We start from the raw sequence: 13,360 nt of genomic DNA, 5'->3' as shown, positions 1-13,360 counted from the left end.
ATATTATATTCACCTGCATTTCTTCATTATAAGAAAATTTCTACCTTTAATAGTGTCTAAATGAAGTGGTTGTCCTTTAGATATTATATAATTAATAGTTCTATCAAAAGTTAATAATAGTGCTTCATCTAAATCTCTATAAACCATATTTCTAATATTTTCTATTCCTTCAAATTTTCTCATAGGTTCTATATAATCTGATATATAAATAATTTTTTCTAACATACTCATATTTTCTCTACCTGTAGTATGATATATTACTGAATTTAATATTTCTTGATCTTCGATTCCCATAATATTTTTAGCTATAATCCCGCCAACTAATCCATGCATTAAGGCTGCTGTCTTTATATATATATCATTATAATTATAATTATTATCTATTATAATATTTTTCATTTCTTCATCATTCATATTTTTAGCACAATCATGTATAAGACCTGCAATCTTTGCTTTTTCAACATTTATTCCATAATGTATTGCAAGTTTTTCTGCTGTATCCATTACTCTCAAACTATGCTCAAATCTTTGTTTATCTAAATTTTTTTCTAAAAATTTAATTATTTGATTTTTATTCCACATTTTAAATTCACTCCATGTTATATAAATTAAGTTTTAAAATAGTGTTATATACATTAGTTGGAAGAAGAAAACTTACATCTTTTCCTTCTTTTATCATATTTTTTATTTGAGTAGAAGATACATTAAAAAGAGGTATATCTAAAAATATAATTTCCTTTTTATATATTTTTTCTATTTTTTCTTTTTGTTTTAAAATGTTCTCCTTATTATAGCCAATCCTATTAAATACAACCAGCTTACAATTTTCCAATATTTTGTCTACATTTTTCCATTTATTTATATCCATAAGGCAATCTACCCCAGTTATAAAATACCAAATAGTTTCTGGCTCTAATCTTTTAAAATATTCCACAGTTTTATATGTATAACTTAAACCTTTATTTTTAATTTCAAAATCACTTAATATAAATTTTTTCTCATTTTTAATAGCCATATTTACTAATTCATATCTAATATTAGCATCGGTCTTTTTTTTATCTGTTTTGTGAGGAGGATTTCCTGATGGCATAAAAATAATATAATCTAATTTTAATATATTTATTGCTTCATGTGCTATATAAAGATGTCCATTATGTATGGGATCAAACGTTCCTCCAAATATACCTTTTTTTATCATATTGTTATCTCCTTGCAAAATAGAATTTTTATACTCTTTTTAGTATATATAATTATAATTTAATCAAAGCACAGTAAGCTATAAAATAACTTTCAACATACAATTTATAAAATTTAAAAATTTGTATTTTAATTGTAAATAAAAGTAAATATTTTATTAAATAATTATAATATTACATAGATATAATATTTTTACTTATAAATAGATGAAACAAAAATATATATATTTTATTAAAATAATAATTCAAACTAAAATGAGTAGCAAATAAATTTTTAGATTTTATAGTAAATCTTTATTTTAATAGATAAAGTTATTATTTTAACAGGAAAATATATTAATATTTAAAACTTTAGTAATATAATTAAATTAATAAAATTAGCATGTATTATATTAATAAGTTTTAATTATTAAATACCCTTAAAACTTTATTTTATACATGCTAATTATTTATTATAAAAGCTCTATTTTAGGTTTTTTCTTAGATTTTCTATAAAGTACTATTTTATTCCCAATTGCTTGAATTCCTTCACAATTTAATTCCTTGCATATTATATCTAAAGCTTCTCTTGCTTCATATCCGCTATTATTTAATATGTTAATTTTAATAAGTTCTCTTGCTTCTAAAGCCTCATCAACTTGATTCAAAAAGCTTTCATCTAATCCTGATTTTCCTATTTGGAAAATAGGATCTAATTTATTTGCGAGAGATCTTAAATAGCTTCTTTGCTTACTTGTTATCATATTTTAAATCCTCCAATAAATTATAATAAAAATTCAAATTCAAAATCATTAAGTCTAACTGTATCTCCATCTTTTATTCCCATTTCTATAAGTTCTTTTAAAATTCCTTTGTTTCTAAGAACTTTATGAAAATATTTTAATGAATCTGGCTCATTTATATTTACACTATTGAGCAGTCTATCCACAAAACTTCCTTCAACAATGTAAACTCCATCTTCTTTTTTTATGTTATAAGTAAATTTTTTATCTTCTTTAACAAACCATTCATCTTCACTTATTTCCAAATTCGTTACTGGTATTGTATCCAAAATTCTTACAGTTTCTTTTAAGAGTTCATCAAGTCCTTTTTTAGTTGCAGCGGATATCTTGAACACATTATTATATCCAAGTTCATTTACCTTTTTCTTGAAATTTTCGAAAACTTCTTCATCGTAAAGCATATCACTCTTATTAGCAGCAATAATTTGAGGTCTATCCCAAAGTTTTATACTATATTTTTTTAATTCTTCATTTATTTTTATAAAATCTTCAAATGGATCTCTGCCCTCAATACCAGAAATATCTACTACATGTATAAGTAATCTTGTTCTTTCTATATGTCTTAAAAAATCAAGCCCTAGGCCTACGCCTTCTGAAGCTCCTTCAATAATACCTGGAATATCTGCTATGACAAAACTTTTAATTCCAGGAACATCAACAACACCTAAATTAGGCTTTAAAGTAGTAAAATGATAATTTGCAATTTTAGGCTTTGCCTTAGATACCACAGAAAGTAATGTTGATTTACCTACATTAGGAAATCCAATAAGCCCTACATCAGCCAAAAGCTTAAGCTCTAATTCTATATATCGTTCTTCTCCTGGCATTCCAGGTTCTGCAAAATTAGGAGCCTGCCTTGTAGAAGTTGCAAATCTAGCATTCCCTCTACCTCCTCTACCTCCCTTAGCTACAACTATACTATCGCCAGGATGAGCTAAATCAGCCATTATTTTATTGCTTTCTACATCTCTAATTATAGTACCAGTTGGAACCTTTATATATAGATTTTCACCATTTTTTCCAAAACAGTTAGAGCCAGAGCCATTGGCTCCTTTTTCAGCTATATACTTTCTTTTATATGTAAAATCTAAAAGAGTAGTCATATTTGACTCAGCTACTAAAATTACATCCCCGCCGTTTCCTCCATCACCACCATCAGGACCTCCAAGAGGAACATATTTTTCTCTTCTAAAAGAAACAGCACCATCTCCTCCATCACCTGATTTTACAAATATTTTAGCTCTATCTATAAACATTTTAATATCACCTCTTTAATTTGTAATAAAAATATATTTAAGCCTAAAGCATCAAGGGTTCAATCCCAAAAATTTTCTACTTTAGCTTATAATAAAAATATATGTAAACACCTATTAGGTTTATTTTTCAAATTCTTTACACTATATTATTAACTAAATTATATTTTTTATAGAAGTTATATTGAATATTTTTTATTAATTAATAATATTTAAGTCCACCATTATAAAAAGCACCCGTAAAGGGTGCTTTGGTATTATTAAGCTTCTTCAACTTCTACTAAATCAACTGGATAAACACTTGCTCTTTTTTTATCTCTACCGCATCTTTCATATTTTACGATGCCATCTATTTTAGCAAATAAAGTATCATCGCTTCCTTTTCCAACATTTAATCCTGGATGAAGCTTTGTTCCTCTTTGTCTAACCAATATATTACCTGCAAGAACGAATTGTCCATCAGCGCATTTAACACCAAGTCTTTTAGATTCACTATCTCTACCGTTTCTTGAGCTTCCTACTCCTTTTTTATGAGCAAATAGCTGAAGGTTCATAACCAACATCGCGCTACACCTCCTCTACTTCAATATTTATATAATCACCGTAACTCATTTCAATACTTTTTAAACCTATAAATAATGTTTCCAATAATATCTGACATTTTTCAATATCTTTATAATCAAGTCCCATAAAATCCATACTTAAAAATCCATCTTCAATGGATAAATAAGGATTTACTTTAACTACTTCCGTAATACCATTAGCTATGGTTAATGAAACTGCAGAAACTGCACTACAAACCATATCATAACCTTCATTTACAGAATTAGCATGACCACTTATTTTAACAGATATTATATTATTAGATCTCTTTTTAAATAACACCTTAATCATAATATTATGCATTAATCTTTTCAACTAAAAGCTTAGTGTAAGGTTGTCTATGACCTTGTTTTCTTCTATAATCTTTTTTTCTCTTATATTTGAAAACTATGATCTTTTTAGCCTTACCTTGACCTAATACTTTTGCAACAACAGAAGCACCTTCAACTACAGGTTTTCCAACTACTAACCCTTCTTCTTTAGAAACTGCAAGAACATTTTTTAATTCTATAGTTTCATCAACTTCACCTGCTAGTTTTTCAACGTAAATAACGTCTCCTTCTTTAACTTGATACTGTTTTCCTCCAGTAGCTATTATTGCGTACATTAAAATACACCTCCTCTATCCAGTCTCGCCATCCCAGGTACACTTAAAAATAAGTGTTTTAAAAAAACCTTACGTGTGCGGTCTACAAAAGCCATTTTAACACATGTATTATTTTTTGTAAAGAATATTTAGCCAAATATCTTGAATTTTTGCATTTTTTCTATCTGTTTTGAAAATATTAAAGGCTCTACTTTAAAATAATCTAAATTATTAACAAAATTTACATATATCGATTTATCTAAACATCCTATATCTTGAATAAATTTATATACGTCTGACATTATATTTTCTTTATATACATTTGAAACTTCAATATATATATCTTTAGTATTTAATTCATAACATTTTTCAAATATTTCATTTTTTATAAGATTAGTTAAAAATAAAAAACTTAATTGTTTTCCTGTTCCGCCACAACATTCGCATTGTTCTTCAATATATTCAAGAATAGATTTGCCCTTTTGCCTTCTGGCAATTTGAACCAAATTTAATTCTGTAAAAGGATAAATTACTGTTTTATTTTTATCTTCTTTAAAAGATTCTGTTAAAATTTCAACAATTTTTCTTTTATCATCTACATTATCCATATCTATAAAATCTATAATAATTATACCACTTAAATTTCTAAGCTTTATTTGTCTTCCTATTTCTAAAGCTGCTTCTATATTTGTACTTAAAGCAGTATCTTTTATTGAACTTTCTTTAATATTTTGAGCCGAATTAACATCTATTACATACATTCCTTCAGTTTTTTCTATAACTATGTTAGCGCCATTTTTTAAATATACTTTTTTATTTCTAAGCTCTAATATTTCTTTTTCAATACCATAATAATTAAATAATGTTTTTCTATTTTTATGAAGCTTTACTAAACAATTTACATCTTCACTAAATTTTAAAAAGTCATTTATAAATTCATAATCTTTTTCATTATCTACTATTATTGTTTCAGTATATTCATCTAATACATCTCTTAATACTTTACTTATTATATCTTGTCCTCTATAAATAAGTTTTAATTTAGAAGAATAGTTAAATTCTTTTGTTATACACTTATATGTTTCATATAAATTTTTAATTTCTTTGTTTATAATATCTATAGAAACTTTTTGAGCATTTGTTCTAATCATAACTCCTAATTCATCAGGCATTTGAATATATTTTTTTATATATTCTTTAAATTCATTATTATAAATTTTCTTAGAAAAACTAAGATTTTTATTTAATGTTTCTAAAACTACATATCTGCCTGGTATAGTAATAGCATTAGTAACTTTAGGACCTTTTTCCCCCGTACTTTCTTTTAGTACTTCCACTAAAATCTCTTGATTTTTTTTAAATTTTAAATTATTAAATTTTTTATCAAGATACATATAACAATTTTTTTCATATCCTATATCTATAAAAGCACATTTTATAGCTGGGACTATATTTTTTATTACACCTTTATATATATCTCCAAAATAAGGCTCTTTAGTTATTTTTTCTATAAAGCATTCTTGCAATCTTTCTTCATTTCTTACAGCTATTCTAATTAGTTTTTCTCGTCTTTCTATAAATATCTGTTTCATAAAAATGCACCTTCTTAAGTTATTTTTTTAATATAATTTAATATAAATTTTAATTATAAATGGAGGATAAAAATCCTCCATCTATTTTATAAAATCTATTAGAGGAATAATTTCGCTCCCTTTTTCTACATATAATTCCTCTCTTTTTATATCTATAAAAGCATTTTTATTTGCATAGCTAGTATTATTTATAATGAATTGAGCTAGCAAATCACTAGAAAGATTTTTTTTACTTCCGCAAGCTATAATGCATATTATTTCGATTCCATTTTCTTTTATTTCATATTTAAAGTTTTTTATAAATTCTTTTATATTTATATTTTTTTCTCCACTTTTACTTTTTTTTAATATTTCCCATTTTTCTTCTTTTAAAAGTTCTTCAATTTCATATTTTAAATTTACTGTATTATCATATTTCATTTTTATTATATATTTTGCAGCATCAATTAAAGCCATGGATTGAGGTATTTTTTTACCATTATTAGTTTCTGGAACTAATTTTACAGCTATAAATTTAATACTTGAAGGTGCATTTTCATTAAGAATTTTTAAAATATAATCTTCGTTTAAAAGATTCTTTAGTTCTATATCCATATATTCTCCAGATGAGTACATTCCTACTGAAAGAGGCTGTGCAATAGACATATTCATATGTGGATTAAATCCTTTAGAATATTCTACTGGAAGCTCTGCTCTCCTTATTATTCTTTGTAATGTTCTCATTAAATCAAGATGAGATATAAACTTAATATCCGCTTCTTTAGTGAATTTTATTAAATATCGCACCTTCAAAACACTTCCCTTCTCTAAAGTTTATATTTATACCACAATTTGCACATCCTAATCGGCAATCTGGTGTTAAACTTGCATTTTTAGCTTTTTCATTTTCATTTATTAAAAATTCTTTTTTAACGCCTATATCTATAAAATCCCAAGGAAGAATTTCTTCATAATTTCTTTCTCTATAAGTATAAAAATCTCCATCTACATTACATTCTTTAAAAGCTTCTTCCCAAATTTCATAATTAAAATATTCAGACCAACCGTCAAATTTTGCACCTTTTTTAAATGCAGTTATTAAAACATCGCAAAGTCTTCTATCCCCTCTTGCAAAAATTGCCTCTAAATTGCTTACTAAAGAATCATGCCAATTATAAGTTACAAATTTTTTATTTATATTGTCTTTTATAGCATTGATTTTTTCTTTAATTGACTCTCTTTTATCTTGAGCTGCCCATTGAAATGGAGTAAAAGGCTTTGGAACAAATATCGATGTACTTACAGTTACTTTAAGTCCTTTATTCCTAATATTTTTAGGAATTTTAAAATATTCATCACAAACTTTATTAGCTAAATCAGCAATCCCAATTACGTCATCTATAGTTTCATAAGGAAGACCTATCATAAAATAAAGTTTTATAGTTGACCATCCAGACTCGAAAGCACTTTTTACAGAGCGTATCAAATCTTCCTCACTTACACCTTTATTAATAACATTTCTCATCTTTTGAGATCCAGCTTCTGGTGCAAAAGTAAGGCCAGTTTTTCTAACCTTTTGTATTTCCTTAATTAAATCAACCGAAAAAGAATCAATTCTTAAAGAAGGCAAAGATATTCCAACATTTTTATCTTTATATTTCATAATCATTGAAGCTACTAAATTTTCTATATCAGAATAATCACAAATACTTAGAGAAGTTAATGAAACTTCTTCATATCCTGTTTTATTTATTAATTCTTCTGTTTGCTTTATTAATTTAGATGTAGTCTTTTCTCTTACTGGTCTATAAATCATTCCTGCTTGACAAAATCTGCAGCCTCTTGTACACCCTCTAAAAGTTTCAAGCATAATTCTATCGTGAACTATTTCTATATATGGCACAATTAACTTATCAGGATAAATACTATCATCTAAATTTGTTATAATTCTCTTTTTTATTTTTTTAGGGATATCCTTATATATTGGTTCAAATTTTTTTATAGTTCCATCTTCATTATAAGATACTTCATAAAAGCTTGGTACGTATATTCCTTCAATTTTAGACACAGCTTTTAAAAATTCTTTTTTGCTTTTACCTTTATAAAGTTTAAAAACATCTAAAATTTCATTAATAATTTCTTCTCCTTCACCTATTACAAAAAAATCAGCAATATCATAAAGAGGTTCAGGATTATACGCACAAGGGCCACCACACATTACAATAGGATATTCTTCACCTCTTTGTGATGCTCTTATAGGTATTTTACCTAAATCTAATATATTTAAAATATTTGTATAACTCATTTCATATTGAAGAGTAAACCCTAAAAAGTCAAAATTTCTTATTGAATCCTTACTTTCAAGCCCATAAATTTCAATATTATTTTCTCTCATAAGTTTTTCCATATCTGGCCATGGAGCAAAAACTCTTTCACAAAATGTATCTTCTCTTTCATTAAGCACATGGTATAATATTTTAGTCCCTAAATGAGACATGCCTACTTCATATACATCTGGAAAGCAAAATGCATATCGTATGTCTACTTTATTTATGTCTTTATTGTAAGAATTAAATTCTCCTCCAATATACCTTGCCGGTTTAGAAACTTTATATAATATATCATCAGTTATTTTATTCATCGAATTTCCTCCTATGTTATATACATAAATTCATTATAAATAAAAACATCTATGATATTTTAACATAAAGATAGATTATTTAATAGCTTATTTAATAAATGTTTTCTTCCCTTATGTTTATAAATTCTTCTATAGTTATATTCCCATGAATTTTTAAACCTTCTATTAATTCTTCTTCATAAATTATATCCATAAATTTCATATCATTATCAAGAACTGTAAATATAATATATTTATTTTTATCTACTATACTTAATGCAGTAATTAAATCGTTTTTATAATTTATAGATAAATTTTTATTTTCTATATATCCTTGTTTTAAAAATTTATACTTTTTTTTTATAATATCACCCATAATAATATAAACTATCCTTTCTTTTTCTTTTTTTGAAGAATATAAAATAAGTAAAGCTATAGCTATAATATTTATATTATTAATATTAAATATTATTAATATTATAGAAATACATAGAAGTATTAAACCTTGTATAATACTTGTTTTAATGGTAATTTCATTTGCCTTTTTATATATAGTTTTTAAACTTAAAATACTGCGAAGTATTCTCCCTCCATCTAAAGGAAATGCAGGTATTAAATTAAAAATACCTAATGTTAAATTTCCCTTATATAACAAAAAACTGTAATTAAATTTATAATTTTTATATAAATAATAAAAAAATATAGCCATAATCAAATTAAATAATGGTGCTGATAAAGATATTATTATGTCTTGTTTAGGAGAAACTTCATCAATTCCCTTTAAAGCTAATCTTGCTCCAATTGGAAGTATTTCTATAGCAAAACCTGAAAATCCTAAAATTAATGAAGTAAAATAATGAACAAATTCATGAAATATAACAATTAAAAAGGCCATTATAATTTGACCTTTAAAACCAATAAGAATAAGAAATATAAAATATGGGAAAAAAAATTTATTTACTTTTATCAAAGCTGCCTCCAATTGAAATTGCTGCTTAAGGGCTATTTATTTTTGAGAAAAATTTATATATTCTTCAGGATTTTTGTTTTCACCCATGTACATAAGTTCAAAATGTAAATGAGGCGATTTAGATTCATTATTACTGCCGCTTTTTCCTATTACAGTACCTTTACTTAATAATTCTTCATTTTTTACTAAAATATCACCTAAAGCTCCATATTTAGTTTCAATACCATTACCATGATCTATTATTATATATTTACCTAAACTTTTATCTTCTCCAATAGATTTAACTTTTCCTTCATAAGGGCATATAATTTCAGAATTATTATTTATGCTTATATCAATTCCCTCGTGAACTTTTTTTTCACCATTTAAATTAGTAATTTCTTCTCCAAATTTTGAAATTATAGATCCTTCTACAGGTAATATAAATTCATTATTTATTTTATTTTTAATAATCTTCTCTCCTGTAAGTTTTGTTTTTATGTTTTCTATCCAATTTATAGATTTTTCTTCTATGCTTTTTAAATTTATTGTTTTAGCAGAAGCTAATACAGAATTATAATTTAAATTTTCATTTACTATTTTTTTTGAATAACTATAAATTTCTTTTGTTTTTGGTGTAACTAAAGTTTTACAGCTAATTACAAAAATAAACAATATAAATACTCCAATGAGTTCTCTTACAAGTCTTTTAAATATATAATTTTTATCAAATTTGAATATGGAACTATCATTTGATTTATAATTATAATAATCCTTTTTTTTCTTTTTATTTATCAAACTACTATAATAACTTTCATATTGTGAATTATAGTTTCCCATTTTAAATTCCTCCGTACTAGTTTTTTTACTACTTATATATATTTTAATAAATAAATTAATATTCCAAAAAAATAATCTGTATAAAAACACATAAATACATTTAACATAAATAAAAAGCCATGTATAAATAGCAAGCTTACCCTATTTATATAAACAGTTTTATTATTTAAACTGTTTATATAAAGAGCATATCGCATTTTTATACATGGCTTTATTTATTAAATAAGTTAGATAAATATTTGTTTTACTGTAACTTACTTGTTATAATATTTTTATTTATGATTAATGAGGGCTTTTAAAAAAATTTCTGCAGATCCTATATTGGTAGCTAAAGGAACATGATGCACATCACAAAGTCTAAGTAAAGCACTTACATCTGGTTCATGAGGCTGAGCAGTCAATGGATCTCTTAAAAATATAACAAAATTAATTTCTCCCTCAGCAATTTTACTTCCAATCTGCTGATCTCCTCCTAATGGTCCTGATAAAAATCTATGAACTTTAAGTCCTGTATTTTCACTTATAATTCTTCCTGTTGTTCCTGTTGCAAAAAGTTCATGTTGATTAAATACATCTTTATATCTTTGGACAAATTCTACCATATCATCTTTTTTCTTATCATGAGCTATTAATGCTATCTTCATAGTTAATTCCCCCTATATTTAAACATATTTTTATATTTAAAAATTAATTTTTTTTCTTCTCATTCCTATATTTAAAACTAAAGCAATAGCTATGAAATTTGTAACCATCGAACTCCCTCCATAACTCATAAGAGGAAGAGTAATTCCCGTTATAGGCATAATTCCTATATTCATTCCAATGTTTTGTAGTATTGAAAATAAAAATGATGAAACAACACCTATACATATTATAGAACCAAATATATCTTTAGATGTACTTGCTATTTTAATAAATCTATATAGTAATATAGCATATAATACAATTAAAGTTATTGCACCAACTAGTCCCCATTCTTCGCCTACAACAGCAAATATAAAATCAGTAAAAGCTTCAGGAATAAATCCTCCAGATATTTGAGTTCCTTTTAAAAATCCTTTACCAAAAATTCCACCAGAACCTACAGCAATAAGAGAGGCTGTAAGTTGAAAAGTTGATCCAAGTTCATCTGCTTCAGGATTTAAAAATGATGTTAATCTAAGTTTCATATATGGAGGAATTATAGAATTCCATGCAATTGCTATAACAATTATAATTCCTAAAAATCCCCATCCTATTACTTTTGTATTTAAACCTGCAGTATAAAATATACCAAGTACTATAAAAAAGCAAACCATAGTCATTCCCATATCTGGTTGAATAACTATTAAAGACATAGGAAGGGCGGCATAAAAACACAGAGAAATAAAGTTTTTTATATTATTAATATTTCCTTCCATATCTTCAAGTTTTTTTGCAAGCATTATTATAATTGCTATTTTAGCAAATTCTGAAGGCTGTATACCTCTATTGCCTATTGCAATCCAAGATCTAGCTCCATTGGTTACCTTACCTAAAGTATCATTTATAATTAATAAAATTATAGAAGCCCAATAAATTATTCCAGCGTAATTCATTAAAAAAGAATAATCAAAAAGCAAAATAAAATATACTAAAATTAAAGCAATAAAAAGCCAGATAAGTTGTAATTTAAAATAATGAAAACCAAATTTTCTAGTAGCGCTATATATATTAATACTTCCAAAAAGTACTATAATAATTGAAATAATTATTATAGTGTAATCCAATTCTTTTAAGAGCTTATTATTTATCTTAAATTTCTCTAACATTAATCTCCCTCCACTAATAAATTATATTATATCAATATATACATAAAAAAGCTATGTATAATATTTAAATTATACATAGCCAATATTTAGATTTTTTTAGTTCTTTTAATAGGTATGCTTGCAACTAAAGCTGGTGAAGAATTATTATTTTCTTCTGTATGCGTCAATTTAATTTCTATATCTGAAGTATCAAATTCCGCATATTTTGCTAAAACATTAAATATTTCACTTTTTATATTTTCTAAAAGTTCTGGTGAAAAATCCGCCCTATCGTGAATTAATATAAGTTGCAATCTCTCCTTTGCAACTTCTTTTGGAGAAGATTTTGATGAAAAAATTTTAAAAATATCCATAACACTCCCCTCCCTATCTTGATTTTAGAAAAAATTTTTTAAGTGAATGTAAAAAGCCGCTTTCTTCGCTATTTAAAGACATAAAAGGAACTTCTTCTCCCATAATTCTTTTAGCTATGTTTTTAAATGCTTGTCCTGAAACAGCTGTATCATCTAATACTATAGGTTCTCCTTTATTAGTTGATACTGTTACATTTTTATCATCAGGTACGACTCCTATAAGTTTAACAGCTAAACACTCTAATATATCATTTATATCAAGCATATCCCCTTTTTTTACCATATCATAATTTATTCTATTTATAATAAGTTCATGTCTTTCTAATCCTTTTGCGTCTAATTTACCAATAACTCTATCTGCATCTCTAACAGAAGTTAATTCTGGATTTACAACTACTATAGCCCTATCTGCCCCTATTATTGCATTCTCAAAACCTTGCTCAATTCCTGCAGGAGAGTCTATCATTACATAATCAAATTCATCCTTAAGCTCTTCTATTAGCTTAAGCATTTTTTTAGGTTCAACATCTGTTTTGTCTCTAGTTTGAGCTGTTGGAAGTAAAAACAAATTACTAAACCTTTTATCTTTTATAAGTGCTGATTTTAATCTACATCTTTCTTCAATAACATCAATTAAAGTATTCACAATTCTATTTTCTAGTCCCATTAAAACATCTAAATTTCTAAGGCCTGTATCTCCATCAACAACAACAACTTTTTTCCCCATACTAGCTAATGCTGTTCCTATATTTGCTGTTGTTGTTGTTTTACCTACTCCACCTTTACCTGAAGTAACCACTATTGATTCTCCCATTAA

At 25.5% G+C, this 13,360-nt stretch carries 16 protein-coding genes; all 16 read right to left on the bottom strand.

Annotated elements, in window-relative coordinates:
• Nucleotides 1–9: 9 nt before the first annotated feature.
• Nucleotides 10–582, bottom strand: a complete 573-nt coding sequence (yqeK, locus tag B5D11_RS02460; protein ID WP_078681466.1) for a bis(5'-nucleosyl)-tetraphosphatase (symmetrical) YqeK — start codon at nucleotides 580–582, stop codon at nucleotides 10–12.
• A gap of 7 nt (nucleotides 583–589) precedes the next feature.
• On the bottom strand, nucleotides 590–1,198 hold the full coding sequence (gene nadD, locus B5D11_RS02455) for a nicotinate-nucleotide adenylyltransferase (protein ID WP_078681465.1): 609 nt from the start codon (nucleotides 1,196–1,198) through the stop codon (nucleotides 590–592).
• 450 nt (nucleotides 1,199–1,648) lie between these two features.
• Nucleotides 1,649–1,939, bottom strand: coding sequence for a ribosome assembly RNA-binding protein YhbY (gene yhbY / locus B5D11_RS02450; RefSeq protein WP_078681464.1), 291 nt, complete (start codon nucleotides 1,937–1,939; stop codon nucleotides 1,649–1,651).
• A 20-nt stretch (nucleotides 1,940–1,959) separates the two neighbouring features.
• Nucleotides 1,960–3,234: a GTPase ObgE gene (obgE, locus tag B5D11_RS02445; RefSeq protein ID WP_078681463.1), complete on the bottom strand. Its 1,275-nt coding sequence runs from the start codon at nucleotides 3,232–3,234 to the stop codon at nucleotides 1,960–1,962.
• 257 nt (nucleotides 3,235–3,491) lie between these two features.
• Nucleotides 3,492–3,794, bottom strand: coding sequence for a 50S ribosomal protein L27 (rpmA, locus tag B5D11_RS02440; RefSeq protein ID WP_078681462.1), 303 nt, complete (start codon nucleotides 3,792–3,794; stop codon nucleotides 3,492–3,494).
• A 4-nt stretch (nucleotides 3,795–3,798) separates the two neighbouring features.
• Entirely contained in the window at nucleotides 3,799–4,125 is a 327-nt protein-coding gene (locus tag B5D11_RS02435; RefSeq protein ID WP_078681737.1) for a ribosomal-processing cysteine protease Prp, read from the bottom strand.
• 4 nt (nucleotides 4,126–4,129) lie between these two features.
• Entirely contained in the window at nucleotides 4,130–4,441 is a 312-nt protein-coding gene (rplU, locus tag B5D11_RS02430) for a 50S ribosomal protein L21 (protein ID WP_078681461.1), read from the bottom strand.
• A 128-nt stretch (nucleotides 4,442–4,569) separates the two neighbouring features.
• The gene (locus tag B5D11_RS02425) at nucleotides 4,570–6,012 is read right to left on the bottom strand and encodes an Rne/Rng family ribonuclease (RefSeq protein ID WP_078681460.1); all 1,443 of its coding nucleotides are present in this window, start codon (nucleotides 6,010–6,012) and stop codon (nucleotides 4,570–4,572) included.
• An 81-nt stretch (nucleotides 6,013–6,093) separates the two neighbouring features.
• Nucleotides 6,094–6,804, bottom strand: a complete 711-nt coding sequence (locus B5D11_RS02420) for a TIGR03936 family radical SAM-associated protein (RefSeq protein WP_180376942.1) — start codon at nucleotides 6,802–6,804, stop codon at nucleotides 6,094–6,096.
• Entirely contained in the window at nucleotides 6,773–8,632 is a 1,860-nt protein-coding gene (locus B5D11_RS02415; RefSeq protein WP_078681459.1) for a TIGR03960 family B12-binding radical SAM protein, read from the bottom strand. The genes B5D11_RS02420 and B5D11_RS02415 overlap by 32 nt, the downstream gene beginning before the upstream one ends.
• Nucleotides 8,633–8,723: 91 nt before the next feature.
• A complete protein-coding gene (locus tag B5D11_RS02410; protein ID WP_078681458.1) occupies nucleotides 8,724–9,581 on the bottom strand; it encodes a M50 family metallopeptidase in 858 nt (285 codons plus the stop codon).
• A gap of 36 nt (nucleotides 9,582–9,617) precedes the next feature.
• Complete coding sequence (locus tag B5D11_RS02405) at nucleotides 9,618–10,400, bottom strand: M23 family metallopeptidase (RefSeq protein WP_078681457.1); 783 nt, start codon at nucleotides 10,398–10,400, stop codon at nucleotides 9,618–9,620.
• Between the two features lie 272 nt (nucleotides 10,401–10,672).
• Entirely contained in the window at nucleotides 10,673–11,044 is a 372-nt protein-coding gene (gene mgsA, locus B5D11_RS02400; RefSeq protein WP_078681456.1) for a methylglyoxal synthase, read from the bottom strand.
• Between the two features lie 36 nt (nucleotides 11,045–11,080).
• Nucleotides 11,081–12,190, bottom strand: a complete 1,110-nt coding sequence (rodA, locus tag B5D11_RS02395; RefSeq protein ID WP_078681455.1) for a rod shape-determining protein RodA — start codon at nucleotides 12,188–12,190, stop codon at nucleotides 11,081–11,083.
• 86 nt (nucleotides 12,191–12,276) lie between these two features.
• A complete protein-coding gene (gene minE, locus B5D11_RS02390; RefSeq protein WP_078681454.1) occupies nucleotides 12,277–12,543 on the bottom strand; it encodes a cell division topological specificity factor MinE in 267 nt (88 codons plus the stop codon).
• Between the two features lie 13 nt (nucleotides 12,544–12,556).
• On the bottom strand, nucleotides 12,557–13,357 hold the full coding sequence (gene minD, locus B5D11_RS02385; protein ID WP_078681453.1) for a septum site-determining protein MinD: 801 nt from the start codon (nucleotides 13,355–13,357) through the stop codon (nucleotides 12,557–12,559).
• Nucleotides 13,358–13,360: the final 3 nt, after the last annotated feature.

The organism is Clostridium sp. USBA 49 (assembly GCF_900167505.1).
Lineage (GTDB): Bacteria > Bacillota > Clostridia > Clostridiales > Clostridiaceae > Clostridium_AT > Clostridium_AT prolinivorans.
This window is presented reverse-complemented; position numbering and strand designations above follow the sequence as displayed.